Origin of the sequence: Paramagnetospirillum kuznetsovii (genome assembly GCF_003284725.1) — a bacterium.
GTDB classification, from domain to species: Bacteria; Pseudomonadota; Alphaproteobacteria; order Rhodospirillales; family Magnetospirillaceae; genus Phaeospirillum; species Phaeospirillum kuznetsovii.
Map to the genome: position 1 here is coordinate 67,068 of NZ_PGTO01000005.1, position 25,039 is coordinate 92,106.

22 protein-coding genes are annotated in these 25,039 nt (G+C 65.0%); 11 read left to right on the plus strand and 11 right to left on the minus strand.

Annotated elements, in window-relative coordinates; all coding sequences use genetic code 11:
- The first annotated feature begins 67 nt into the window (after positions 1–67).
- From CU669_RS08835 to CU669_RS08870, 8 genes are all read left to right on the plus strand, one after another.
- A complete protein-coding gene (locus CU669_RS08835; RefSeq protein ID WP_112143823.1) occupies positions 68–1,711 on the plus strand; it encodes a putative bifunctional diguanylate cyclase/phosphodiesterase in 1,644 nt (547 codons plus the stop codon).
- A gap of 239 nt (positions 1,712–1,950) precedes the next feature.
- Complete coding sequence (locus CU669_RS08840) at positions 1,951–2,226, plus strand: 4Fe-4S dicluster domain-containing protein (RefSeq protein WP_239988621.1); 276 nt, start codon at positions 1,951–1,953, stop codon at positions 2,224–2,226.
- Positions 2,227–2,236: 10 nt separating this feature from the next.
- Positions 2,237–2,545: a chaperone NapD gene (locus tag CU669_RS08845; RefSeq protein ID WP_112143826.1), complete on the plus strand. Its 309-nt coding sequence runs from the start codon at positions 2,237–2,239 to the stop codon at positions 2,543–2,545.
- Entirely contained in the window at positions 2,542–5,025 is a 2,484-nt protein-coding gene (gene napA / locus CU669_RS08850) for a nitrate reductase catalytic subunit NapA (RefSeq protein ID WP_112143828.1), read from the plus strand. Before CU669_RS08845 ends, napA begins: the two co-directional genes overlap by 4 nt.
- A 134-nt stretch (positions 5,026–5,159) precedes the next feature.
- On the plus strand, positions 5,160–5,978 hold the full coding sequence (napG, locus tag CU669_RS08855) for a ferredoxin-type protein NapG (protein ID WP_112143830.1): 819 nt from the start codon (positions 5,160–5,162) through the stop codon (positions 5,976–5,978).
- Positions 5,975–6,865 (plus strand): quinol dehydrogenase ferredoxin subunit NapH, encoded by an 891-nt coding sequence (gene napH, locus CU669_RS08860; RefSeq protein ID WP_112143832.1) that lies wholly within the window; start codon positions 5,975–5,977, stop codon positions 6,863–6,865. Before napG ends, napH begins: the two co-directional genes overlap by 4 nt.
- A gap of 26 nt (positions 6,866–6,891) precedes the next feature.
- On the plus strand, positions 6,892–7,356 hold the full coding sequence (locus CU669_RS08865) for a nitrate reductase cytochrome c-type subunit (RefSeq protein WP_239988622.1): 465 nt from the start codon (positions 6,892–6,894) through the stop codon (positions 7,354–7,356).
- Between the two features lie 10 nt (positions 7,357–7,366).
- Complete coding sequence (locus CU669_RS08870) at positions 7,367–8,002, plus strand: NapC/NirT family cytochrome c (RefSeq protein ID WP_112143836.1); 636 nt, start codon at positions 7,367–7,369, stop codon at positions 8,000–8,002.
- A 109-nt stretch (positions 8,003–8,111) separates the two neighbouring features.
- Here the strand turns inward: CU669_RS08870 and CU669_RS08875 are convergent, their stop codons facing one another.
- Positions 8,112–9,449, minus strand: coding sequence for a hypothetical protein (locus CU669_RS08875; RefSeq protein ID WP_239988623.1), 1,338 nt, complete (start codon positions 9,447–9,449; stop codon positions 8,112–8,114).
- A gap of 271 nt (positions 9,450–9,720) precedes the next feature.
- Between CU669_RS08875 and hrpB the strand changes: the two genes are divergently transcribed.
- Positions 9,721–12,231, plus strand: a complete 2,511-nt coding sequence (gene hrpB, locus CU669_RS08880; protein ID WP_112143840.1) for an ATP-dependent helicase HrpB — start codon at positions 9,721–9,723, stop codon at positions 12,229–12,231.
- A 52-nt stretch (positions 12,232–12,283) separates the two neighbouring features.
- On the opposite strand, the gene CU669_RS08885 is transcribed toward hrpB, so the two are convergent.
- The 7 genes from CU669_RS08885 to CU669_RS08915 all read right to left on the minus strand — a co-directional run bounded on the left by CU669_RS08885 (position 12,284) and on the right by CU669_RS08915 (position 21,524).
- Entirely contained in the window at positions 12,284–13,351 is a 1,068-nt protein-coding gene (locus tag CU669_RS08885) for a hypothetical protein (protein ID WP_112143842.1), read from the minus strand.
- The gene (locus CU669_RS08890; protein ID WP_112143844.1) at positions 13,348–13,653 is read right to left on the minus strand and encodes a metal-sulfur cluster assembly factor; all 306 of its coding nucleotides are present in this window, start codon (positions 13,651–13,653) and stop codon (positions 13,348–13,350) included. The genes CU669_RS08885 and CU669_RS08890 overlap by 4 nt, the downstream gene beginning before the upstream one ends.
- A gap of 73 nt (positions 13,654–13,726) precedes the next feature.
- Positions 13,727–15,784, minus strand: a complete 2,058-nt coding sequence (locus CU669_RS08895; protein WP_239988624.1) for an ATP-binding protein — start codon at positions 15,782–15,784, stop codon at positions 13,727–13,729.
- Between the two features lies 1 nt (position 15,785).
- Positions 15,786–17,120: a dihydroorotase gene (locus CU669_RS08900; protein ID WP_112143846.1), complete on the minus strand. Its 1,335-nt coding sequence runs from the start codon at positions 17,118–17,120 to the stop codon at positions 15,786–15,788.
- Positions 17,121–17,147: 27 nt separating this feature from the next.
- On the minus strand, positions 17,148–18,905 hold the full coding sequence (gene asnB / locus CU669_RS08905; RefSeq protein ID WP_112143848.1) for an asparagine synthase (glutamine-hydrolyzing): 1,758 nt from the start codon (positions 18,903–18,905) through the stop codon (positions 17,148–17,150).
- A 577-nt stretch (positions 18,906–19,482) separates the two neighbouring features.
- Complete coding sequence (locus CU669_RS08910; RefSeq protein ID WP_456095307.1) at positions 19,483–20,505, minus strand: glycosyltransferase; 1,023 nt, start codon at positions 20,503–20,505, stop codon at positions 19,483–19,485.
- Positions 20,502–21,524 (minus strand): glycosyltransferase, encoded by a 1,023-nt coding sequence (locus CU669_RS08915; RefSeq protein WP_112144095.1) that lies wholly within the window; start codon positions 21,522–21,524, stop codon positions 20,502–20,504. The genes CU669_RS08910 and CU669_RS08915 overlap by 4 nt, the downstream gene beginning before the upstream one ends.
- A 91-nt stretch (positions 21,525–21,615) precedes the next feature.
- Between CU669_RS08915 and ygfZ the strand changes: the two genes are divergently transcribed.
- Together ygfZ and CU669_RS08925 are read left to right on the plus strand one after the other, a co-directional pair.
- Positions 21,616–22,518, plus strand: a complete 903-nt coding sequence (ygfZ, locus tag CU669_RS08920) for a CAF17-like 4Fe-4S cluster assembly/insertion protein YgfZ (RefSeq protein ID WP_112143852.1) — start codon at positions 21,616–21,618, stop codon at positions 22,516–22,518.
- 154 nt (positions 22,519–22,672) lie between these two features.
- The gene (locus CU669_RS08925) at positions 22,673–22,960 is read left to right on the plus strand and encodes a GIY-YIG nuclease family protein (protein WP_112143855.1); all 288 of its coding nucleotides are present in this window, start codon (positions 22,673–22,675) and stop codon (positions 22,958–22,960) included.
- 43 nt (positions 22,961–23,003) lie between these two features.
- Here CU669_RS08925 and CU669_RS08930 read toward each other — a convergent pair whose 3' ends face one another.
- The 3 genes from CU669_RS08930 to CU669_RS21565 form a co-directional block, all read right to left on the minus strand.
- Positions 23,004–23,219 carry an alkylphosphonate utilization protein gene (locus tag CU669_RS08930; protein ID WP_112143857.1) on the minus strand — a complete coding sequence of 72 codons (216 nt, stop codon included), beginning with the start codon at positions 23,217–23,219 and terminating at the stop codon, positions 23,004–23,006.
- A gap of 2 nt (positions 23,220–23,221) precedes the next feature.
- On the minus strand, positions 23,222–24,535 hold the full coding sequence (gene purB, locus CU669_RS08935) for an adenylosuccinate lyase (protein ID WP_112143859.1): 1,314 nt from the start codon (positions 24,533–24,535) through the stop codon (positions 23,222–23,224).
- Between the two features lie 90 nt (positions 24,536–24,625).
- Positions 24,626–25,003 (minus strand): hypothetical protein, encoded by a 378-nt coding sequence (locus CU669_RS21565; RefSeq protein WP_192884600.1) that lies wholly within the window; start codon positions 25,001–25,003, stop codon positions 24,626–24,628.
- Positions 25,004–25,039: the final 36 nt, after the last annotated feature.

Consider the following 25,039-nt stretch of genomic DNA (forward strand, 5'->3'; position numbering starts at 1 on the left):
TGGGCAATCAAGACCACAAGATGATTGCGCTTTGGTCCGCGATGGGGAGAATGGGCGCAGGTGACACATGACTGATTTGAACGCGCTTATCGACAGCCTGCTGGAAAATGTGCGCGACGCCGTCATCGTGGCGTCGGAGGATGGTCGTATCCAGCGACTGGGCAAGGCGTTCGAACTTCTGGTCGCCCATCAGGGGGAGCCCGCGACCCTGATCGCCGAACGGCTGATGGCCGAAGCCATGAGTGCCGCCGCCGCCGGACACTGGCACGGCCCGGCCCGCTGTGGCGATGGCATCGAGCGAAACTTCGAGGTCGACGTGTCGGCCGTCAACGGCACGGCGGCTTTTCCCTCCATTTACATCGGCATGGTTCGTCCGGGCTCCGCCTTGGATCCGACCGAGGCCAATGCATCGGGAACCTTCGGTTACGACACCCTGACCGGGCTGCCCAATCGCGACCTGTTCATCGACCGCGTCGGTCAGAGCGTCCTACAGGCCAATCGCATCGGCGGATCGCTGGCGCTGATGATGATGGGGCTCGACCGCTTCACCCTGGTCAACGACGCCCTTGGCCATGGCGCCGGTGACCGCTTGCTGGTGGAGGTGGCCCGCCGCCTAAAAATATGCGTGCGCGAGACCGATACGGCGGTGCGGCTGGAAGGCGACAAATTCGCCCTGGTCCTGGCCATCGCCGATGTGGACGACAGCGTCATCGTCGCCGAGAAAGTCCTGGCCTCGGTCAAGGAGCCGTTCCTGCTGGACGGACAAGAGGTGGTCGCCACCTTTTCCATCGGCATCAGCGTTCTGCCAGTGGATGCGGATTCCGGCGCCCAATTGATCAATCACGCCGAACACGCGCTGCATTACGCAAAGACGTCCGGGCGCAATCAGTACCAGTTCTTCTCCAAGGACATGAACCGAAAGGCTCGTTCCCGCCTGGAACTGGAAACCCGTATGCGCCGGGCCCTGGCCAATGACGAATTCGTGGTGTTCTACCAGCCCAAGGTTTCGGCCGATGCCGACAAGATCGTCGGCGCCGAGGCATTGATCCGCTGGATGGACCCCGAGCGGGGCATGATTTCGCCGGCCGACTTCATTCCCATCGCCGAGGAAAGCGGCCAGATCGAAGCCATCGGGACTTGGGTGTTGTGGAAGTCCTGCCAGCAGAACAAGGCGTGGCAGGATCTCGGCCTCAATCCCATCAAGGTTTCGGTCAACGTCTCGGCGCGCCAGTTCCATTCCCGCACCTTGATGGACTCGGTGGTGGATGTGTTGGACCGCACCGGCCTAGACCCCAAATGGCTGGAGCTGGAAATCACCGAAAGCATGTTGATGAACGACGTGGATACGGCGGTGCGCAAGATGAAGGCGCTGCGCGATCTCGGCATCGGCCTGTCCATCGACGATTTCGGCACCGGCTATTCCTCGCTGTCCTATCTGGGGCGCTTTCCCATCACCACCCTGAAGATCGACCGGGCCTTCATCGCCGATGTGGATACCAATCCCAAGACCGCCGAAATCGCCCGCGCCATCATCGGTCTGTCGCGGGGCCTGAACCTGGAAGTGGTGGCCGAGGGCGCCGAGATCGCCGCGCATGTCTCCTTCCTCCGCGACAACGGCTGTGACACCGTTCAGGGGTTTTATTACTCGCGCCCCGTCGCGGCGGGGGATTTCGAGAAGATGATGCGAATGCGCGTCATGGCGCATAGCTAGAGTTTCATGCCAAGCGTGGAAATGCGACGAGCCCGACCGGCGCCTGAGCTGGGTCGCGTCGGAGATGCGGCCGCTCCAATGGTCATAAGTCCTCACAAACATCCGTCCTTTTGACCAACGTCAAAGTGCGTTTTCATATGCAGTGACACCTTCCCCACACGGCTTTCGCTGGTGGAAGAACCGGCGGTCTGCCGAGGAGGGCGTGTCCGATGTCAGGGCCTTTGTCCCGACGTGCATTGTTGACGCGGCGTTCAGCCGCCCCGGTGGCTTTGCTCGACGGCGCGGGTGAGCCGGTGGCGCTGTTGGCCCATCTGAACGCCAATTGCATTTCCGTCCAGGGGACCGCTTGTCGGCTGTGCGGCGATCCGTGCGAGCCCCGCGCCATCCGCTTTCGCCCCTTGCTGGGCGGCCGCGCTCTTCCCGAAATTTCGGCCGAGACCTGCACCGGTTGCGGTGTGTGCGTTTCCGCCTGCCCCGTGGGCGCCATGACCCTGGCGCCGGCGCAGAGCGCGTGAGAGGACAAACATGCGACTTTCGACCTTTGTGGAAAGCGAGCACGCCAAGCCCAGGCAGCAGATCGAAAACATCTGCGGCGTGCTGGTTCACGTCAAGCCGGACATCCGGCACCAGGTCAACGAGGTTCTCGCCGCCAAACCCGGCGTCGAGATCCACACCATGACCGATGACGGCAGGTTGGTGATCACCGTCGAAGACGCCGAGGGCGCCTGGGCGGGGTCCACCATCACCAGTTTTCACGACGTTCCGGGCGTACTTTCCGTCGCCCTGGTCTACCACCATTTCGATTCTGACGAGGAAGGGGAGTGCCAGTCATGAGCCTCAGCAGGCGCGACTTCATCAAGGCCAACGCCGTCGCGGCCACCGCCGCAGCAGCCGGTATCGCCACGCCGGCCGTCGCGCAACCGGCCAAGGCCAATATCCGCTGGGATAAGGGCGTCTGTCGCTTCTGCGGCACCGGCTGCGCCGTTCTGGTCGGCGTTCAGGACGGCCGCGTGGTGGCCACCCAGGGCGATCCCGATTCGCCGGTCAACCGTGGCCTGAACTGCATCAAGGGCTATTTCCTGTCCAAGATCATGTATGGCGATGACCGGCTGACCAAGCCGCTGCTGCGCATGAAGAACGGCAAGTTCGACAAGAACGGCGAATTCACGCCGATCACCTGGGACCAAGCCTTCGACATCATGGCGGAGAAGTGGAAGGAGCAGTTGAAGAAGCCCGACGGCGCCACCCGCGTCGGCATGTTCGGCTCCGGTCAGTGGACCATCTGGGAAGGCTATGCCGCCTCCAAGTTGTACAAGGCCGGCTTCCGCTCCAACAACCTCGACCCGAATGCGCGTCACTGCATGGCCTCGGCGGTCGCGGGCTTCATGCGGACCTTCGGCATCGACGAGCCCATGGGCTGCTATGACGATATCGAGCAGACCGACGCCTTCGTGCTGTGGGGCTCCAACATGGCGGAGATGCACCCCATCCTGTGGTCGCGGGTCACCGACCGCCGCCTGACCCACGAGGGCTGCAAGGTGGCCGTGCTGTCCACCTTCGAGCACCGCTCGTTCGAACTGGCCGACCTGCCCATGGTGTTCAATCCCCAGAGCGATCTGGCGATCCTGAACTACATCTGCCACTACATCATTTCCAAGAACGCCTACGACAAGGCGTTCATCGAGAAGAACGTCAACTTCAAGAAGGGCGTCACCGATATCGGCTATGGCTTGCGGCCGACTCACGCCCTGGAAAAGGATCAGGCCAACGCCGCGACGCCGGACAAGGTCGATCCCATGACCTTCGACGAGTTCAAGGCCTTCGTGTCCGAGTACACCGCCGACAAGGTCTCGAAGATTTCCGGCGTGCCGGTGGACAAGCTGGAAGCCCTGGCCAAGATCTATGCCGACCCCAAGACCAAGGTCGTGTCGTTCTGGACCATGGGCTTCAACCAGCACACGCGCGGCACCTGGGTCAACAACATGATCTATAACGTGCATCTGCTGATGGGCAAGATCTCCGAGCCGGGCAACAGCCCGTTCTCGCTGACCGGCCAGCCCTCGGCCTGCGGCACGGCGCGCGAGGTCGGCACCTTCTCCCATCGGCTGCCCGCCGACATGGTGGTGATGAACGACAAGCACCGCGAGATCACCGAGGGGATCTGGAAGCTGCCCGCGGGCACGCTCAACCCCAAGATCGGCTATCACGCCGTGGTTCAGCACCGCATGCTCAAGGACGGCAAGCTGAACGCCTATTGGGTGATGTGCACCAACAACATGCAGACCGCGCCCAACATGAACGAGGAGGGATATCCGGGCTACCGCAATCCCGCCAACTTCATCGTGGTCTCCGATCCCTATCCCACCGTCACCGCCCTGGCCGCCGACCTGATCCTGCCCACCGCCATGTGGATGGAAAAGGAAGGCGCCTATGGCAATGCCGAGCGCCGGACCCAGTTCTGGCGTCAGCAGGTCAAGGCCCCGGGCGAGGCCCGTTCGGATCTGTGGCAGTTGATGGAGTTCTCCAAGCGCTTCAAGGTGGAAGAGGTCTGGCCCGAGGAGCTGATCGCCAAGAAGCCCGAGCTTAAGGGCAAGACCCTGTTCGAGGTGCTCTACAAGAACGGTCAGGTGGACAAGTTCCCCGCCACCGAGATCCAGGCGGGATTCGAGAACGACGAGGCCAAGGCCTTCGGCTTCTATCCGCAAAAGGGTCTGTTCGAGGAATACGCCGCTTTCGGTCGCGGCCATGCCCACGATCTGGCGCCGTTCGAGACCTACCACAAGGCGCGCGGTCTGCGCTGGCCGGTGGTGGACGGCAAGGAGACCCTGTGGCGCTTCCGCGAGGGCTACGACCCCTATGTGAAGCCGGGCGAGGGCGTGAAGTTCTACGGCAAGCCCGACGGCAAGGCCTGGATCATCGCGCTGCCCTATCAGCCCGCCGCCGAAAGCCCGGACAAGGATTACGACCTGTGGCTGTCCACCGGCCGCGTCCTGGAACACTGGCATTCCGGCTCCATGACCCGGCGCGTGCCCGAGTTGCACAAGTCGGTTCCCAACGCCGTGCTCTACATGCACCCCAACGACGCGGGCAAGCGTGGCCTGCGCAACGGCGACGTGGTCAAGGTGTCGAGCCGACGCGGCGAGGTAACCACCCGCATCGACACCCGTGGCCGCAACAAGCCGCCGGAAGGGCTGGTCTTCCTGCCGTTCTTCGACGAAAGCCAGTTGGCCAACAAGCTGACCCTGGACGCCACTTGCCCGATCTCGAAGGAGACCGACTACAAGAAGTGCGCCGTCAAGGTGGTGAAGGCGTAAGGAGAAGTCCTGTTCCTCCGTCATTCCCGCGAAAGCGGGAATCCATGCCGACCGCATTTTAGCGGCATCGCCATGGACCCCCGCTTTCGCGGGGGTGACGGGATAGGGGGACTTCCTGACGAGGGGTAAACGTGATGGCAACCCAACGCGGCAGTGCGACGAATCCGGGTCGGCGGGCAATGCTCGCCGGGACGGTTCGTGGTGCCTGCGCGGTGGGCGTGCTCGGTGCCCTGCTTGCCATTCCCAGCCGTCGCAAGGCGGAAGCGGTGGCGTTGCGGCCGCCGGGAGCCCTGGCGGAACGGGATTTCGCCGCCGCTTGCGTGCGGTGTGGGCTGTGCGCCAAGGATTGCCCCTATGACACCTTGAAATTGTCCGACATCGGCGACGGCCCCATGCTGGGAACGCCGTTCTTCCGTGCCCGCGCCGTGCCTTGCGAGATGTGCGTCACCCTTCCTTGCGTGGCGGCCTGCCCCACCGGAGCACTGGACAAGGGGCTGACCGATATCAACAACGCCAAGATGGGCGTCGCCGTCCTGGTGGGCCAGGAGACCTGCCTCAACTTCCTGGGCCTGCGCTGCGACGTTTGCTACCGGGTCTGCCCGCGCATGGGCGAGGCCATCACCCTGGAACTCTCCCACAACGCCCGGACGGCCAAGCACGCCTTCTTCATTCCTACTGTCCATTCCGCCAAATGCACCGGCTGCGGCAAGTGCGAGAAGGCCTGCGTGCTGGACGAGGCCGCCATCAAGGTGCTGCCCCAGGCGCTGGCATCGGGCCAGTTGGGCAAGCATTACCGGCTGGGCTGGGAAGAAAAGAAGAAGGCGGGCGGATCGCTGGTGGAGCCCAGTCCCGAGGTTCAGGTGCGCGGCATGGAAGGGGTCGAGATGTCCCCCGGCGGCACCTATAAGCTTGAGAAGCGCCCCGACGGCGGCTTTAAGGAGTTCAAGCCATGACGTGGCTTGCATCCCACAAATGGCTGCTGGCCCGGCGGCTGTCGCAGGTCGCGGTGGTGGCGGTATTCCTGACCGGGCCGCTGTTCGGTCTGTGGATCGCCAAGGGAACCCTGGCCTCCAGCCTGACCTTCGGCATCCTGCCGCTGACCGATCCGCTGATGGTGGCGCAGGGGCTCGCGGCCGGGCATCTGATGACTCCGACCGCTCTGATCGGCGCCGCCATCGTGCTGGCTTTCTACGCCTTGGTGGGCGGGCGGGCCTATTGCTCATGGGTTTGCCCGGTCAATGTGGTGACCGATCTGGCCGCTTGGCTGCGCAAGCGCCTGGGGATGGAGAAGGGATTGACGCTTCAGCGCTCCACCCGGTTCTGGCTGCTCGGCGGCATCGTGCTGGCCTCGGCCGCCACCGGCACCATCGCCTGGGAGCTGGCCAATCCGGTAACCATCCTGCACCGGGGGCTGGTGACGGGGTCCATCCTGACCCTGGGCTCGGCGGTGCTGGTGACCTCGGCGGTGTTCCTGTTCGACCTTGGGCTGGCCGAGCGCGGCTGGTGTACCCACCTTTGCCCGGTGGGCGCCTTCTACGGCCTGTTGGGCCGGGTGGCGGTGGTTCGGGTGTCCGCCATCGGCCGCGCCGCCTGCGACGACTGCATGGATTGTTTTGCCGTCTGCCCCGAACGCCACGTCATCGCGCCCGCGCTGCGCGGCGAGGCCAAGGGCGTCGGCCCGGTGATCATGTCGGCCGACTGCACCAATTGCGGTCGCTGTATCGACGTGTGTTCAAAGACCGTGTTCCGGTTCGCAACCCGTTTCCAAAACACGCCCTCGGATGCCACATCCGGCGGGCTTGGGGCGGATTTGGCGGGGCCACCGGCCAAGGTCGCGTGATTGATTTAGAGAGTTCTGGAAGGGGAGTGACCGCAGTGAAGACCAAGATCAAGGCAATCGCCCTCGCGCTGGCCCTAGCGCTGGGAATTGGGGTAATCGGCGTGGCGGCGGTGGCCGCCGATGTGAAGTCGCTGCGGCCCAACGCCGCCGATCAGGCCGATTCGCCGCCCGCCATCTACAAGGTGATGGAAGGCAATCGGCATGAACGGGCCTATCGGCAGCAGCCGCCGCTGGTGCCGCATCCCACCGACAAATACGAGATCGACGTGAAGGTCAATCAGTGCCTGCGCTGCCACGAATGGCCGTACAGCGACCAGGAAAAGGCCCCGAAGATTTCGGACCTGCACTATATCGACCGCCAGGGCGTCCGCCAGGACACGGTCAACGGCAACCGCTATTTCTGCAAGCAGTGCCATGTGCCGCAAGCCGACGCCAAGCCGCTGGTGGAAAACAAGTTCCAGCCCGCCACGCTGAACACCAACCTCCGCTAGGAGACCGGGCATGAACAACGACAACCCGGCCAAGGAAAAAGGCCTGTTGAGCGGCTGGTGGGCTGTCCTGACCAAGCCGACATCCAAATGGTCGATGGGGGGATTGCTGCTGGTCGGCGTCATTCTCGGCGTCGTCGGCTGGGGCGGCTTCAACTGGGCCTTGGAAATCACCAATACCGAGACCTTCTGCCTGACCTGTCACGAGATGGAGCAGAACGTTTACCGGGAATATCGCGGCACCATCCACGATGCCAATCGTTCAGGCGTCCGGGCGACTTGCCCCGACTGCCATGTGCCGCGGCCGTGGTTCTACAAGATCATCCGCAAGATCCAGGCGTCGAACGAGATTCTGCACAAGATTCTCGGCTCCATCGACACCCGCGAAAAGTTCGAGGGCAAGCGCATCGAACTGGCCAAGCATGTGTGGGAAGCCATGAAGTCCACGGATTCCCGCGAATGCCGCAACTGCCATAATTTCGGGGCGTTCGACCTGACGCGGCAATCGCTGCGGGCGCGCAACCGGCACTCCGAGGCGGAACAGCAGGGCAAGACCTGCATCGACTGCCACAAGGGTATCGCGCACCAATTACCGGCCGGCGCCTTCAAGGCCGAACGGGAATTGAACGAAAGCCAGCCCAAGCAATAGGATTGCTCGGGTCAGTGCGACAGGGCCTCCCGCGACTCCCCGGGAGGCCCTTTTCGTTTTCATTGGCGAGGATGTTTTGAACGGGAGCGCGGGCGTCCCGCCCGCAGGGTTAAATGCCGATGCCGATGGAGCCCAGGGTCTTGGTCAGCAGGCTCATCTTGCGCTCCTTGTCCTCGCCGGTCGCTCCCATCAGGTAGTCGGACAGGAAGGAGGGATCGCGCAGATAGGTCTGCAAAACCTTGCGGACCTCTTCCATGACGCTGCCGTCGATGAAGGTTCCCTTGCGGCACAGGTCCAGCAGGGTCAGCACCTTTTGCGCCGCGCCGCCGCCTTTCTTCTCCACTTGCTCGAACAGGCGGGAATTGCGCAGCAGTTGCCCCTGGGCGATCTCCACCTGGGCCATGGCCTGGGCCTTGTCGCCGTCGGGCAGCCAGGATGATTTGATGGCGCGGTGAATGCCGGTCAGGGTCTGAAGTTTCGGGACCGGCGGTTCCTGGCCCGCGATCACGCGGGGCACGAAGTCCTTGTCGCCGAAATAGTGCGCGATGAAGGTCTTGACCGTGGCGCGGTTGCTTTGACCGATGCAGATGGCGCTGATCTGCATCAAGAAGGCATAGCGGTCGGCCAGCACCTTGCGCTCGCGCAGCAGGTCGGTGATGCCTTCCTTGCTGAGAAAGCGCGCCTGGCGGCGTTCCACCGAGGCCATGGCCTTGGTGCCGCCGATCAGGGTCGAGCCGGTCCACAACCGCTTGAACAGATCGAACAGCGCCTGAACCTCGATCTCCGGCTCGGCCGAGCGGATGGGATCCTTGTTGGCCAGGGTGCGCAGCAGCGAATACTCGATGGCCGCCTTGATGTTGGGGGCGGTGCCAGCCGTGATCATGGCATTGATGGCGGTCATGCCGGGATGGGCGCGAGGCCCCGCCTTCCATTCGCCCTTCCACAAGGCGATGAGGTCGCCGCAGCGTTCTTCCAGACTGTCATAGGGGCCGAACATCTGGTCAAGGGCGGCGTCGCTCTTGGCGCATTCGGACAGGATGAATTCGATCAGACGGCTTTCGTCGCGTCCCTTGGTCAGGTCATACAACTTGAGCAGAGCGGCGATCTTGTCCTTCCAGACCTTGAACTGGGACAGGTGCTCCACCACGGTGCGGTGGATGGCATAGTCGCGCTCGGCCCCGGAGCTTTTCAGTCCGTCGAGGAAGGCGGGAAACCCATCGGCGGCCATGGAGGCGACCGGCCTTTCCTTGTCCTCGTCCCACATGCGCTTCATGGCGGCGCTGATCAGGGTATTCAGGTCCTTCAGACGCTGGGCCGCGCTTTCGTTCTTGGCCTTGGCCTGCAAGGTTGCGATCTTGTCGACCGCGTTCATCATGGTCCGCCCGGCATCGTTCAGCCGCTTCTGGTATTTGGACGAGAAAACCAGCTCGGTGGGGGTGATAATCAATGATTCAATGAAGTTGGTAAGAAATCGACCGATAAGATCGCGGGAGCCGACGGAAAAGAAATCCTCTACCGCACTGCAGTATGCGCCGTCGATCATGCCTTCCGCGGCAACATCCACATCGTCTTTGGTCGGGACAGTCATTGGCGAATAACCCAAAAAAGCATGTTCAAGCCAAAACTCTTACAAAATGTCACACCATCATTATCTCTCGGGCTCATTCGCCACAATCGGTTTTTGACCCTAGAAATGCGAAGGGTATAAAGGCTCCGTCATGACGGCACTGCCCATCGATCCCATCCTCCCCCAGATTCGGGATGCGCTTGCGCGTTCCGCGGGGCTGGTTTTGCAGGCGCCGCCGGGTGCGGGCAAGACCACGCGGGTTCCCCTGGCCTTGCTGGACGCGCCTTGGCTGGATGGTCGCAAGATCGTCATGCTGGAACCCCGACGCCTTGCCGCCCGCGCCGCAGCCGCGCGCATGGCCGCCAGCTTGGGGCAAGCGCCGGGGGAAACGGTGGGCTGGCGCATCCGGCTGGACTCGCGGGTGGGGCCGACGACCCGCATCGAGGTGGTGACCGAGGGTATCCTGGTCCGCATGCTGCAAGACGACCCCTCGCTGCCGGGGGTCGGACTGGTGATCTTCGATGAGTTTCACGAACGCTCGCTGCATGCCGATCTCGGCCTTGCCCTGGCGCTGGAGAGTCAGCAGTCGCTGCGCGAGGATCTGCGCCTGCTGGTGATGTCGGCCACCCTGGACGGCGGGCCGGTGGCGGCGCTGATGGGCGGCGTTCCCGTCATCACCAGCGAGGGGCGCGCTTTTCCGGTGGAGACCCGCTTTCTGACCCGGCCCGAGCCCCGGCGCTTCGCCGACGAGGTGGCTTCGGCGGTGGCGCGGGCACTGCGCGAGGATGATGGGGACGTGCTGGTGTTCCTGCCCGGCGCGGGGGAGATACGCCGGGTGGACGGATTGCTGGCCGAGAATCCGGCCGCCCGCGCGGCGGTCATCGCGCCGCTTTACGGGGATCTCGGCCAGGATGCCCAGGACCAAGCCATCCGGCCCGACAAGGATGGTCGGCGCAAGGTGGTGCTGGCCACCGCCATCGCCGAGACCTCGCTGACCATCGACGGGGTGCGGGTGGTGGTGGATGGCGGCCAGATGCGGGTGCCGCGCTTCGATCCCGGTTCGGGAATGACCCGGCTTGCCACCTTGGCGGTCTCGAAAGCCTCGGCCGATCAGCGGCGCGGCCGCGCCGGGCGCCAGGCTCCGGGCATCTGCTACCGCCTGTGGTCCGAGGCCGAGGACCGCGCCCTGCGCCCGTGGAGCGCCCCGGAAATCACCGAGGCGGATCTGGCGCCGCTGGCGCTGGATCTGGCCCAGTGGGGTGTCGCCGACGCCGCCAGCCTGGCCTGGCTGGACCCGCCGCCCGCCGCCCATCTCAGTCAGGCCCGCGCATTGCTGACGGAATTGGGAGCGCTGGACGAGTGCGGTCGCATCACCGGCCACGGCCGTGCCATGGCGCGGCTGCCCATGCATCCCCGTCTCGCCCATATGATCCTGCGCGGCATGGACACCGGCTTGGGCGGGCTGGCCTGCGATCTGGCCGCCTTGCTGGAAGAGCGCGACATCCTGCGGGCGGGCAGGGGATTTCGCGACGGCGATATCCGGCTGCGCCTGGAGGCCTTGCGGAGTGGTGAACGCTTGGATTCCCGACATGGTCTTTCCGTGGATCGCGGCGCCCTGTCGCGGGTTCGCCAATCGGCCAAGGATTGGCGCCGTCGACTGGGGCTGAAATCCGACGAGCAAAGGGGCGACAGCCGAGATGCCGGGATTCTGCTGGCCTTCGCCTATCCCGACCGCATCGCCCGGCGGCGGCCCGGCGGCGAGCTGCGTTACGCCATGGCCAATGGCCGCGGCGCCGTCTTCGCCGATCACGAGCCGCTGGCGGCGGAAGACTGGCTGGCCCTGGCCGAGCTGGACGGCGACCGCCGCGAGGCCCGCGTCTTCCTGGCGGCGCCGTTGAGCCTCGGCGAGATCGAGGAGCACTTCGCCGATCAGATTCAGTCGGTCACTCTGTGCCAATGGGATGGTCGGGAAGACCTGGTGCTGGCCCGCAGGCAGCGTCGGCTGTGGGGGCTGGTGCTGGACGACAAGCCCCTGAGGGATGCCGATCCCTCGGCCATGGCCGCCGCCATGGCGGACGGCATCCGCGCCATGGGGCTGGGCTGCCTGCCGTGGACGCCGGATTTGGAAAAGCTGCGCCGAAGGGTGGCGTTCATGCGGGAACAGGAGCCCGATGGCGACTGGCCGGACCTTTCCGATTCCGCCCTGGCCGAGGATCTCGGGAATTGGCTGGCTCCGTTCCTGTCCGGGGTGGTCCGCCGCTCGCATCTGGCGCGGCTGGACTTGGCGGCGGCCTTGGGAGCCTGCCTAAGCTGGGAGCAGAAGCGCAGGCTCGACGATCTTGCCCCCACCCATGTGGAAGTCCCCTCGGGCTCGCGTATTCCCATCGACTATAGCGGCGAGACGCCGGTTCTGGCGGTCCGTCTTCAGGAAATGTTCGGCTGCGCCGATACGCCGCGCATCAACCGGGGACAGGTGGCGCTGCTGCTGCATCTGCTCTCGCCCGCCCGGCGCCCGGTGCAGGTCACCCGCGACCTCGCCAGCTTCTGGGCCAATGCCTACAGGCAGGTCAAGGCCGACCTCAAGGGCCAGTATCCCAAGCACTGGTGGCCCGACGATCCCATGCAGGCGGAGCCGACCGCCCGGGCCAAGCCGAGGAAATGACGGTGCTGCGGGCGAGACACCCGCGCTCCAACACGTCGAGAGCACCATGCGTCTAGGAGCGCGGGCGTCTCGCCCGCAAGACCGTCACCAGCATGCTCAGAATGAAGACGATGATGGCGGTGGCATTGGCGAGGCCGCCCCATTGGCGGATCTCGTGGAGTTCGGCCAGATCGCCCACCAGGCGCAGGGCCAGCGAGGCGTGCAGCAGCGCCAGCGGTCCATAGAAATAGGATTTGTAGGGCACGGCGACGCGCAGCACGGCGGGCAGGATGACCGGCGCATGGCCGAACACCATGGAAAAGACGAATCCGACGAACAGGGAATGGAAGGCGGCATCGGCGCGCACGCCGCCCTCGTCCAGCGACAGGCCCAGCATCAGCAGCCCCGAAACGGCCGCCCAGGCATAGCCCGACAGCAGGCAGACGGCCACATAGCGGGTCAGTCCGGGCTGACGGATAGTGCGCCGGGCGACGTCGTTGCGCAGGCACCACAGGGTCATCGCGACGAGGCCGCATCCGAACAGCGGCCAGGCCAGATGGTGTTCCGCCGCCGCCGCTCCGGCTCCGGCCAGCAACAGGGCCAGCACCGGCACCAGGGAGGGCAGGCGCCAGCGCCAGGGCGGCAGGAACCGGGACAGCTCCAGGCGCTCTCCGGCGATGGTCAGGACCAGGAACCCGGCCCACAGCGGCACCGCGTCCAGCGGCGATCCCCGTATCAGCCAGACGATGTTTCCCATAAGCCAACTGAGCGCGCCGAGCCCAAGCACGGCGGTGAAGTCTTCCTTCTGGCGGCGCAGCACGGCAAGGCTCATCAGCACGAAGATCAGGCTGCCGAGACCAAGCAGCAGGCCGCCCGTCGAAGTCTGCCCGGCCACGAGATAAAAGCCGCCCAAGGCGGTCGCCAGGGGGGCGCCGTAGCCCCAGGTCTTGCCCAGGGCGACGGCGCGTTCCAGCCCGATGACGGTGCCGAAGAAGCCGCAAATCATCAGGGGGCCGTGCACCGCCATGATGGTCATGCCAGGATCTGGCCAGCCCAACCGGCCGAGGCCCGCCGCCATGCCGACGAAGAGACTGGCCGCTCCGGCGAGCAGCAGGGGCAGGCGGCGGGTGGTGGGCGTCATCCGGGCCAGCCCATGATCTTCTTGGCCGAGTCCGACATGCGGGCCGGTTCCCAGAACGGCGAGTCCAACACCGAGACGATGACCTGGATCGGCCCCTGGGCGGCGGCGCGGACGACCCGTTCCACCTCGTCCTGGAGATAGGCGCTTTGGGGGCAGGCCGGGGTGGTCATGATCATATCCACCTGGATGGACGCTTCGTCGATTTGAATACGCTCCACCAGACCAAGATCGACGATGTTGACGCCGATATCCGGGTCGATGACCTGGCGCAGGGCATCTTGGATTTCGCTGTCGTTCAGCATGGAGGCATCCCTTTGACGTTGCGGCAGCTTATACCCGGCCCGGCGATTCCCGGCATGATGCAGATCAAGCCCCTCAGGCCGGAATCACCAAGCTGAACCGGCTGCCTTCGCCCGGGGTGGAATCGACCCTTATGCGTCCCCCCATGCCTTCCACGATCTTCTTGCAGATGGCCAGGCCGATGCCGGTGCCTTCGAATTTGTCGCGGGTATGCAGGCGCTGGAAGATGCCGAAGATCTTGTCGTAGAACTGCGCCTCGAAGCCGATGCCGTTATCGGAGATGGTGATGACCCAGACCGCGCCGTCGCGAAGCGCCGTTATGGAGATGTCGGGCGCCCGACCTGGGTCGCGATATTTCAACGCGTTGCCGATCAGGTTTTGGAACACGCGGACCAGGTCGCCCTGGTTGCCTCTAATCCTCGGCAATTCGTCGTCGCGGCTGATTCTGGCCCCTGTATCTTCGATGTGGCTGGCCAGATTGGCGCAGGCGTCATCCACCACCCTCGCCAAGGTGACCTGCTCGGGCGGCTTCGACTGGTGGCCGATGCGGGAAAATTCCAGCAAGTCGATGATCAATTGGTTCATGCGCAGGGCGCCGTCGCGGGCAAAGATGATGAAGTCGCGGCCATCCTGATCGAGCTGAGCGGCGTAGCGGCGCTCCAGCAGCGAGACATAGCTCGCCACCTGGCGCAGCGGCTCGCGCAGATCATGACTGGCCACATAGGCGAATTGCTCGAGATCGGCATTGGAGCGGGCCAGCTCCGCCGCCTGGGCCTCCAGCCGTCGCTCGGCCTTTATCCGTTCTCCGATGTCGTGAAAGACCAGGACGCCGCCGCTCACCTTGCCGTCCTCGACGACGCCGGTGACCACGAGGTCGACAGGGAGCGGCGTGCCGTTGCGATGCCAGAACGTCTCGCCGTGTATATCGCGGATGCCGCCGTCCGAAAGCGTTCGCAGGATGGGGCAGTCGGCTTCGGCGTACTGACGTCCGTCGGGATGGGAATGATGGCTGATGGCGTGAAGATTGAGGCCGACGACATCCTCGCCCAAAAGCCCCAGCATCTTTCGCGCCGCCGGATTGATGAAGCTGATGGCGCCAGAGGAATCGATGCCGCAGATTCCCTCGCCGGCGGAAGACAGGATCAACTGCGAATCCCGGTGGGCGATCTCGGTTTCCCGCAGGGCGGCCTCTTCCGATTTCATGGCGCCCAGCAAGACGCTGGCCAGCACCGCCGTCACGATCGACACCAGGGTGGCGAGGCCGATCAGGGTATAGCTCTCGCGCCGCCAGGGAACGAGAAGGCTGTCCACTTCCGAGGCGACGGTGACGATCAACGGGTAATCGCGCAGCCGCAGGAAGGAAACCAGCTTCGGCGCCGTGCCGACGGCCGAGCCGTCCGAGTAATAGGTGCCGCGCGGCGCCACCGAAATTTGTTCGTCCCAGGACGGCGTGCCGGCGATGTTCTGGCCGATGATGTTGGGACCGGCGGGCACGCGAAACAGGAAGGTTCCGTCGCTGCGCATGATGGATATGGCGCCGTTCGGCTTGGGGCGCTCCGCCTCGAAGGTCTTGCCGATGCGGTCGAGCTCCATGGCGACGAAGATTACCCCGACATCGCCGCCCCCCTGATCGATGGGCAGCGAGACCGGAATTCCCCATTTGCCCGTCACCCTGCTGACGACGGGGTTGCCGATGTAAAGACCGCGATGGCGCGGGTCGGATTGCGCCTTGACGTAATCGCGGTCAGAGACATCGGCCATGGGCTTCGGCCCTCGCTTGGGGACATAGAACAGGCCGCCGTCCTTGCTGACCAGCCGAATGTCCAGCATGCCTTCCGATATTGCCCGCAAGCTGTCGGCCAGTGACATGTAGCTCGGCGCGGTGCCGGGATCCTGGTCCGGATGCTCGGCGATCCAATGGCGGGTGACCACCAGCGAGGTCTCGGCCTGCTTGAACAGGCGCAGGGTCTGTTCCTCCACCGCGCTGGTCAATTGTTCCAGCATGGCTTCGCCGGACGCCAGCACCTTTTGGTGCTGGGACCACGACCAGTATCCGACGAAAGCCCACAGCGCCAGCAGCAGCGTTCCCAGCAGTCCCAGCAGAAGTCGACGGTTGGCGGGACGTCGCGACACGTCAGGTGCTTTCGTGGAAGCGTACCGGCTCGCCCGCCGGGGTGCTCAACAATTGACCCTCGCGCATGACGGTGCGACCGCGAATGATGGTTGCCATGGGCCAGCCGGTGACCGTCTTGCCGTCGAACGGCGTCCAGCCGCACCGGCTTTCGATCCAGTCGTTGGTGATGGTTCGTTCGGCGCGCATGTCGACGACCGTGAAGTCGGCGTCGTAGCCGAGCGCGATGCGGCCCTTGCCGGCGATGCCGTAGATGCGGGCGGGACCGGCGCTGGTCAGGTCGACCAGGCGTTCAAGGCTGAGGCGGCCATGATTGACATGGTCGAGCATGATGGGCACCAGGGTCTGGACGCCGGTCATGCCCGACGGGCTTTGCGGATAGGGCTTTTCCTTTTCCTCGCGGGTATGGGGTGCATGGTCCGAGCCCAGCACGTCCACCACGCCGTTGGCGATGGCGGCCCACAGGGCGTCGCGGTGGCGGGTGCCACGGATGGGCGGATTCATCTGGGCCAGGGTGCCGAGACGCTCGTAGCAATCCGGCGCCGCCAGGGTCAGGTGCTGCGGCGTGGTCTCCACCGTGGCCATGTCCTTGTGCGCGGCCAGGAACTCCATTTCCTCGGCGGTGGTCACATGCAGGACATGCACCCGGCGGTGGGCTTTCTCCGCCAGGGCGATCAGGCGCTGGCTGGCCAGCAAGGCGGTCTGCTCGTCGCGCCATTGGTGATGGACGCGGGGATGGGCGCCTTCGTCGGCCAGATGCTTGCGCTCGGCGAGGCGGCCCTCGTCCTCGCAATGGACGGCGACGCGCCGCGACCCTTGGGCCAGCACGGCGGCCAGGGTCTCGTCGTCGGCCACCAGCAGCGAGCCGGTGGAAGATCCCATGAAGACCTTGATGCCAGCGCAGCCGGGCAGCCGTTCCCACTGGGCCAGATGGGCGACGTTGTCGGCCGCCGCGCCGATGAAGAAGGCGTGATCCACCCAGGCGCGGCCCTTGGCGCGGGCCAGCTTGTCGTTGATGGCCTCGGCGGTGGTGGTGGACGGCTTGGTGTTTGGCATCTCGAAGATGGCCACCACCCCGCCCTGGGCGGCTCCGGCGGTGCCGGTGGCGAGGTCTTCCTTGTGTTCTAGCCCGGGCTCGCGGAAATGCACCTGGGTGTCGATGACGCCGGGCAGAACGGTAAGGCCGCGGAGGTCGATCTCCTCGGCCGCCGTCGCGGCCTGCCCGAGCGTGCCGAGGGCCGCGATGCGACCGTTCCGCACGCCGATATCGGCCCGTTCGGTGCCGTTGGGAGTGACCACGGTGCCGTTGCGCAGAATCAGGTCAAAGGATTGGGCCATGGAGAAACTCCAGTAGAACGCTTGGGATTATACCTCATTCTCCAACTCGGAGAAGACGTCGCCTCGCGGAATGATGCCAAGGACATGCCGACGATGCCACAGAGCGTAGAACAGCAGTGTCCAGCAGGCGAAGCCGGTTTCCTTGGACCCGTCGCGAAACAGCGCCTCCACCTGACCGGGGCGGCAAATCTCCCGAATGCCCGCCTGCCGGGCGACCAAATCACCCATATGGGGTGATTTGGCGATCCATTCACCCACCGGGACGGTGAAGCCGCGCTTCTTGTCGAAGGGACGCGCCGCCGGAAGGGCGGTTTCCAGCCATTTGCGCAGCAGCCATTTGCCCAGCCCCTTACGCACTTTCAGATGATCGGGAAGGCGGAAGGCGAAGCTTGCCACCACCGGATCGAGGAACGGCACCCGACCCTCGATCCCATTGGCCATCAGGCAGCGGTCGGCCTTGGTCAACAGGTCGTTGGGCAGCCAATCGGCGCAATCCACCGCCTGGGCTTGCTGCAATTTGGAATGGCCGCTGGCCGCCTCTTGCCGTTCGGCCTTGGCGATGCCGTCGCGCCAGCCCGTGGTGATCCCCTCGCGCAGGACATCCAGCCCGTCGAAGGTGCCGCTGCGGCGCATGGGCTTGGCGAAGGGCCAGGGGCGGATGGCGTGGCGATAGCGGCCGTAACCGGCGAACAATTCGTCGCCGCCCTCGCCCGACAGGATGACCTTGACCTGCTTGCGCGCCTCGGCGGCCAATTTGAAAGTGGGCAGCACGGCGTAATCGGCGGCGGGATCGTCCATGGCGGCCGCCACCTGGGGCAGCAGGGACCAGAAATCCGCCTCGCCGAATTCCACTTCCACATGACGAGCGCCTGTGATGCGTGCCAGTTCGCGGGCATGTTCGCGCTCGTCATGGGCCCTGGTTCCGGGAAATCCGGCGGTGAAGGCCAGGATGCCCTTCGGGTTGAGCCGCGCCATCAGGGCCAGCACCACCGAAGAATCGATGCCGCCCGACAGGAACATGCCATAGGGCACGTCCGAGCGCTGGTGCAGGTCCACCGATTCGGTCAAAACCTCGTCCAATTCGTCCAGCAGGCGGCCGAGGTCTTCCGGGGCGGGGCCGCCTGCGGGCAGGGCGGGCAGGATGCGGCTGTCGGTGACGCGGCCGCCTTCCACCACGGCGGTCTCGCCGGGAGCAAGGCGGCGGACGCCCTTGAAGATGGTGGCAAGGCCGGTGGTGAACTGCATCTGCAACAGCTCGGCGCGCGCCTTGGCGTCCACCTCCGGCTTGATCCGGCCCGCCGCCACCAGCGCCTGCGGCTCGGAGGCGAAGGCGATTCCCGACTCATCCTCGGACAGATAAAGCGGCTTGATGCCGAAGGGATCGCGGGCCAGCACCAGCCTTTGCTTGGCCGGGTCGTGAATGGCCATGGCATACATGCCGCGTAAGGATCGGGCGAAGCCCAAACCCTGATGGGCGTAGAGATGCAGCGGCGGCTCGCAGTCGGACCCGGTGGCGAAGCTCTGGCCCGGCATGTCCGACTTGAGTTCCAGGTAGTTGTAGACCTCGCCATTGGCGACGATGGCGCGGCCCTCGGCATCGAGAATGGGCTGCTTGCCGCCTTCCAGGTCGATGATGGACAGCCGGTTCTGCACCAGCCCCACGGTGCCGTTCACATGGCGGCCGCGCCCGTCTGGGCCGCGATGGGCCAGGGAATCGGCAAGCTTGTCCAGCACCCGCTCGTCGGGGGCTCCGCTCGCGTTCATCAGCCCGGCGATGCCGCACATCAGCGTTTCACCCTTCGTGTCATCCCGAGCGCACGGCTATCCGCCCTAATTCCCAACCAACGGCCCCGTGGCCAGTGCCGCCGATTCACCACCAAGGCACCAAGAGGGCGACGCGGTTTTTTGCCTTCCGTCATGCCCGTGCTCGTCACGGGCATCCACGCCCATCCGTCTGGACTAGCCTTGCATAGGGCTTTCGAGCGGAGCCGCGTGGATGGCCGGGGCATGCCCGGCCATGACGACAGAGTGAGACCTGAACCATTGCTCCGCCCTCTTGGTGCCTTGGTGGTGAATCGATTTTCGAGTCCCACGACGAAGGCGATGTGCTGAGATGCAAGGAGCCCCAGGCGCTTGCGGAAATCCGGCCGATTTAGCAGGGTGCGGAAAAGCTCCTTCCCGCCCCCATTTATCGTCACCCCCGCGCAGGCGGGGGTCCATGTTGATGCAAGGCTGGGCTTTAGCCACAAGATATTGAGTGCCTGATGCATGGATTCCCGCTTTCGCGGGAATGACGGGGTTTTTCCGCAGGCTGTTAAACCGGGCAGCCGTGCTCTGTCGCTCGGGATGACAGACCGGGTATTCATCGTTTCACCCTGTCGAAGAATTCGAGGTAACGCGCGACCACGGCCGCCTCGGTGAATTGGCGCTCGAACGCCTTGCGCCCGGCCTGGGCCAGGGATTTCGCCGCCGCTGGATCGGAGAGCAGGCGGCGGATGGCCTCTGCCAACGCCTTGTCATCGTCGATGGGGGTGAGAATTCCGTCGACGCCATCGGCGATCAACTGACGCGGTCCCTGAGAGGCGCAGGCGATCACCGGCTTGGCGGCGGCCCAGGCCTCGATCACCACATTGCCCAGCGGCTCGTGGCGCGACGGACAGACGAACAGGTCGCCGCTGGCATACAGCGCCGCCACGTCGTCGCGCCAGCCCAGGAAGCGGACGCGGGGCTTGACCGCAAGATGGGCGGCCAGCTCTTCCAATTCCTGGCGCAGCGGGCCTTCGCCTGCGATCCACAGATAGGCGTCGTGAAGCTGTTCCAGGGCGGCCAGCAGGACGTCGAAGCCCTTGTTGGCGTGCAGCCGTCCCATGGCGACGATCAGCGGCGCGCCGGGCGGCGTGTCCAGCGTGGCCCGCGACACCGGGGCGGCCTTGGCATCGGGGACGAAATTGGGAACGTAATGGGCGCGATCAGTGGGCCAGCCCTGCTTGACGATCCAATCGCGGATATCGGGGGTGTTGCCGATCAGATGGTCGCAATTGCGGTAGTATTTGAGGTCGTAATAGCCGCCCAGGCGGCCGACCTGGACATGGCGGCCCTTGGGGATGAACTTGCTGGCGCGGTTCATCCAGCTGAGCACGATATCGGGCTGGAACCGCTTGATCTCGGCGGCCATGCGCCAGCGGGTGACCAGATCGAAGGCGCCGCCGAACGGCATCTCCACCACCTCGACGCCGCCCGAACGCAGCAGCGCGGCCCGCTTTTCGTTGGCGCGGATCGCCACCCGCTGCTCCACCCCGGCGCGGACCAGGGCGGGGGCCAGACGCTCGAAGAACGCTTCCGCCCCGCCATGGGGGGCGCCGGCCATGGCCTGAAGGAGCCTCACTTCAGCCAGCCTTCCAGGGTCGCCGCGGCGTTCTCCCAGGTGCGGTCCTTGGAAAGCGCCTTGGCTTCCGTGCCCATGGTGGCGCGCACCGCTTCGTCATTGAGCAGCATGACGGCCAGATTGGCGAAGGCGTCGTCGTCGGGGGCGACATAGCCGGTGACGCCGTCGGTGATGCGCTCGGCCGCCGCGCCCAGCGGGCGGATCACGGCGGGGCAGCCGCTGGCCTGGCTTTCCATCAGGGTGAAGCAGCCCATGTCGTCGGCATGGCCGGGAAACAGATGGACGCAGGATTCCTGATAGGCCACCGCCATCAGGAAATCGCCCTGGGGCCGGTTGATGACGATTCCGTGTTCCTTGGCGGCGATGGCCTTGGCCACCAGCGGCTTCAAGTTCTCCTCCACTTCGCCACCCTCGTCGGCGGCGGCCAGGGTGTTGGAGAAGAGGTGCAGCTCCGCCTCGGGCGATTTGGGGCGGATGCGGCTGATCCAAAGGTCCAGCAGCCAGTCCATGCCATGGGCGGGATGGGTGGTGACGATGGCGCGGGGCGGCGTCTTGGGGCGCGGCTCGCCCGCCAGGAAATCGGAGCGGACGGCGGCGGGCAGCAATCCGGCCCGCAATCCCCGGGCCTGGAAGTCGCGGGCCTGGGCTTCCGCCGTCAGCAGCAGGAACGGCTTGTGGCTGGCCAGCATCTCGCGGGTGGCGGCGCGTTCCAGCAGGCGGCCGGGGCCGGTGAACCACAGGACGCGCCGGTCGGCCTGGCGGATGAATTCCAGCAGCGACGGCTTCCTGAACGCGATCAGCACATCGGTGCGCAGCGGCTTCTTGGCGTCGAACACATCCCACTGGGCGCCTTCCACATACATGCCCCAGCGGCAGCGGTTGAACGCCTGGACGGTGTGGCCGCGCCGGGCCAGGGCGCCGGGCAGGGCGGCAAAGGCCTTCTCGGCTCCTCCCAGCGGGCGGCTGGAAGCGCTGTAACCGTCGAAGGCAATGGAATCGTCCACAAGGGTGATATGCATGATGCAACCGTTATAAGGCGGCATTGTTGCCTTGTCATCCCGGCCGCGATGCCTCACTTTTTCCTTGGAACGAGTTCAGGAGAACAGCGTCATGGCCGATAAGGTGTTTGTGCGTCTCGATCACCGCGCCGTCATCGAGGTGGGGGGCGAGGACCGCCGCTCCTTCCTGCAGGGGCTGGTGTCCAACGACATGAACAAGGTGGCCCCCGACAAGGCGGTTTATGCCGCGTTGCTGACGCCCCAGGGCAAGTTCCTGTTCGACATGTTCGTGGTGGAATTGGGCAATGTCTTCCTGCTGGACGTGGAGGCCGCCCGCGCCGAGGATCTTCGCAAGAAGCTCTCCATGTACAAGCTGCGCGCCCAGGTCACCGTCGCGCTCGCCTCCAATACCGGCGTCTTCGCCGTGATGGGCGAGGGCGCCGCCGATGCGCTTGGAGTCGGCAAGGAGGCCGGTTCCGCCGAGGAATTCGCGGGCGGCGTCGCCTTCGTCGATCCCCGTCACCCCGAGGTGGGCCTGCGGGCCCTGCTGTCGCTGGACGGCGGCCCCCGCGTGCTGGAAGCCAACGACTTCGCGCCGGGTACGTTCGAGGCTTGGGACGAGGCCCGCATCCGCCTCGGCCTGCCCGACGGATCGCGTGACCTGGAAGTGGACAAGGGCATCCTGCTGGAAAACGGCTTCGACGAGCTGAACGGCGTCGATTTCCAGAAGGGCTGCTATATGGGGCAGGAACTGACGGCGCGCACCAAGTATCGCGGCCTGATCAAGAAGCGGCTGATGCCGGTGGAGATCAACGGCCCGGTCCCGGCGGTGGGCGCCGAAATCCGCCTGGGCGACGCCGAGGCGGGCGAGATGCGCTCCAGTTGCGGCCGCGTCGGCCTCGCCCTGGTGCGGCTGGAGCAGTTCAAGGCCTCGGGCGGCATTGGCCTGACCAGCGGCGCCGCCACCCTGGACGCCATGAAGCCCAAATGGGCGGTGTTTCCCGAGGTGGAGTAAACATTTCCCCGTCATGGCCGGGCTTGTCCCGGCCATCCACGCGGATCAACAAGGACTTCGCCGGACGGATGGGCGTGGATGCCCGCAACAAGTGCGGGCATGACGAGATACAAGAAGTGTTTCGTCGCGCCGCGGAGTTGACTAAAACTATCGCATGCAAGGTGGGTGGGTCTACATTCTAACCAATCGACCGAATGGAACGCTGTATGTCGGCGTGACCAGCGATCTTGTTCGTCGCATATGGGAACATCGTGAAGGCGTCGCCGACGGCTTCACCAAGCGCCACGGACTGAAGCGCTTGGTGCATGTGGAGCGTTACGAGGACATCCGTCTCGCCATTCAGAGGGAAAAGAATCTGAAGCATTGGCCGCGCGCCTGGAAAGTTCGCATCATTTTGGATGCGAATCCGAATTGGGACGACCTCTACGACGTTCTGGCGTGACGGCGTGGGCCCCCGGGACAAGCCCGGGGGTGACGCGAAATATCTAAGCCTTCTTCAGATAGCAGGTCTTCAGCACCAGGGTCGATTTGCCGTCCTTGACCTCGATCTCCTCGGGATTGCCGGTCAGGCGGATGTTCTTCATGGTGCTGCCGCGCTTGAGGTTCAGCGAGGAGTTCTTGACCTTGAGGTCGCGAATGAGCTGTACCGAATCTCCGTCGGCCAGTACGGCGCCGTTGCTGTCCTTGGTTTCGTCATCCATGTCTAGGCCCTTCCGAAGACGCGCTTGAAGATGGTGTCCACATGCTTGGTGTGGTAGCCGAGATCGAACAGCTCCTCCAGCGCCTTGGCGGGGATCAGGGCGACGACTTCGGTATCGGCTTTCAGCAGGTCGAGGAAGTTGGCGCCTTCCTGCCACACCCGCATGGCGTTGCGCTGCACCGCCTTGTAGCTGTCTTCCCGGCTCATGCCCGCCTGGGTCAGGCCCAGCAGGACGCGCTGCGAGAACACCAGCCCGCCCAGCTGGTTGAGGTTGCGTTCCACCGCGTCGGGATAAACCACCAGCTTCTCGATGACGCCGGACAGCCGGTTCAGGGCGAAGTCCAGGGTGACGGTGGCGTCGGGGCCGATCATGCGCTCCACCGAGGAATGCGAGATGTCGCGCTCGTGCCACAGGGCCACGTTCTCCAGGGCGGGAACCACCATGCCGCGCACCAGCCGGGCGAGACCGGTCAGGTTCTCGGTCAGCACCGGGTTGCGCTTGTGCGGCATGGCCGAGCTGCCCTTCTGGCCGGGCGAGAAGTATTCCTCGGCTTCACGCACCTCGGTGCGCTGCAGATGGCGGATCTCGATGGCCACATGCTCGATGGAGCTGGCGATGACGCCCAGGGTGGCGAAGAACTGGGCATGGCGGTCGCGCGGGATCACCTGGGTGGAGACCGGCTCGGGCTTGAGGCCCAGCTTGGCGGCCACATGCTCTTCCACCCGGGGATCGATATTGGCGAAGGTGCCCACCGCGCCGGAAATGGCGCAGGTGGCGATGTCCTCGCGGGCCGATTTCAGGCGGCGGCGGTTGCGCTGGAACTCGGCGTGGAAAGTGGCGAATTTCAGGCCCATGGTCACCGGCTCGGCGTGGATGCCGTGCGAGCGGCCCATGCAGGGCAGATCCTTGTATTCGAAGGCGCGCTTTTCCAATGCCGCCAGCAGCCGGTCCATATCGGCCAGCAGGATGTCGGCGGCCTGGGTCAGCTGCACCGCGAGGCAGGTATCGAGCACGTCCGACGACGTCATGCCCTGGTGGACGAAGCGGGATTCGGGGCCGATATGCTCGGCCAGTTCGGTCAGGAAGGCGATGACGTCATGCTTGGTCACCGCCTCGATCTCGTCGATGCGGGCCGAACGCTCAGGGGTATAGGGAATGTCGCCCTTGGCCCAGATGATCTTGGCGGAGTCCTTGGGGATCACCCCGATCTCGGCCAGGGCGTCGCAGGCATGGGCCTCGATCTCGAACCAGATGCGGAAGCGGTTTTCCGGCTCCCAGATCTTGGTCATTTCCGGACGGGAATAGCGGGGGATCATGACGGCCTAGCCTCCTCTGCGTGACGGGCAGGGGGGACATAGCACGGCGGAGCTTTGGATTAAAGGCTGCGGATGGGACCGTCGTTCCCATCAAGGCCAATCGCGAAGCTCTACCGTCCCATCCGAATACGCTTCGACAATCCGGTTGACCAGATCAGCCATGGGCTCAATGGCGTCGAGCGCATTGGCGAATAGGCGGAGTTGGAGTTCGGTGGGAATTCCGCCGGGCACGATGATGATCAAGCCGGTGTGAATGTTCTCGGTGGTCCGCTCGAAGGTGGTGACCACAGCATCCAGGAGACTCCCTGGCGGGACGATGCTCTGCCCGCGCCATCGGCGTTCGGGCGTCCTCGTGCTCAGGATTCCCTTCAAGGCGTCCTGGGCGGGTTGGTTGTTGTCCAAGCGTCCGTTGGCGATGAGGTCCAGGAGACTCGGTTGTCGGCTTGGGTCGGTCTTGGGTGATTTCACGCAATGCTCCCTGATAGGCTGTTGTTGCGGTTGCCC

Coding starts and splice junctions, on each gene's coding strand:
- CU669_RS08835 (WP_112143823.1), top strand. CDS start 68: ATGACTGATTTGAACGCGCTTATCGACAGCCTGCTGGAAAATGTGCGC.
- CU669_RS08845 (WP_112143826.1), top strand. CDS start 2,237: ATGCGACTTTCGACCTTTGTGGAAAGCGAGCACGCCAAGCCCAGGCAG.
- napA (WP_112143828.1), top strand. CDS start 2,542: ATGAGCCTCAGCAGGCGCGACTTCATCAAGGCCAACGCCGTCGCGGCC.
- napG (WP_112143830.1), top strand. CDS start 5,160: ATGGCAACCCAACGCGGCAGTGCGACGAATCCGGGTCGGCGGGCAATG.
- napH (WP_112143832.1), top strand. CDS start 5,975: ATGACGTGGCTTGCATCCCACAAATGGCTGCTGGCCCGGCGGCTGTCG.
- CU669_RS08870 (WP_112143836.1), top strand. CDS start 7,367: ATGAACAACGACAACCCGGCCAAGGAAAAAGGCCTGTTGAGCGGCTGG.
- hrpB (WP_112143840.1), top strand. CDS start 9,721: ATGACGGCACTGCCCATCGATCCCATCCTCCCCCAGATTCGGGATGCG.
- CU669_RS08885 (WP_112143842.1), bottom strand. CDS start 13,351: ATGACGCCCACCACCCGCCGCCTGCCCCTGCTGCTCGCCGGAGCGGCC.
- CU669_RS08890 (WP_112143844.1), bottom strand. CDS start 13,653: ATGCTGAACGACAGCGAAATCCAAGATGCCCTGCGCCAGGTCATCGAC.
- CU669_RS08900 (WP_112143846.1), bottom strand. CDS start 17,120: ATGGCCCAATCCTTTGACCTGATTCTGCGCAACGGCACCGTGGTCACT.
- asnB (WP_112143848.1), bottom strand. CDS start 18,905: ATGTGCGGCATCGCCGGGCTGATGAACGCGAGCGGAGCCCCCGACGAG.
- CU669_RS08915 (WP_112144095.1), bottom strand. CDS start 21,524: ATGCATATCACCCTTGTGGACGATTCCATTGCCTTCGACGGTTACAGC.
- ygfZ (WP_112143852.1), top strand. CDS start 21,616: ATGGCCGATAAGGTGTTTGTGCGTCTCGATCACCGCGCCGTCATCGAG.
- CU669_RS08925 (WP_112143855.1), top strand. CDS start 22,673: ATGCAAGGTGGGTGGGTCTACATTCTAACCAATCGACCGAATGGAACG.
- CU669_RS08930 (WP_112143857.1), bottom strand. CDS start 23,219: ATGGATGACGAAACCAAGGACAGCAACGGCGCCGTACTGGCCGACGGA.
- purB (WP_112143859.1), bottom strand. CDS start 24,535: ATGATCCCCCGCTATTCCCGTCCGGAAATGACCAAGATCTGGGAGCCG.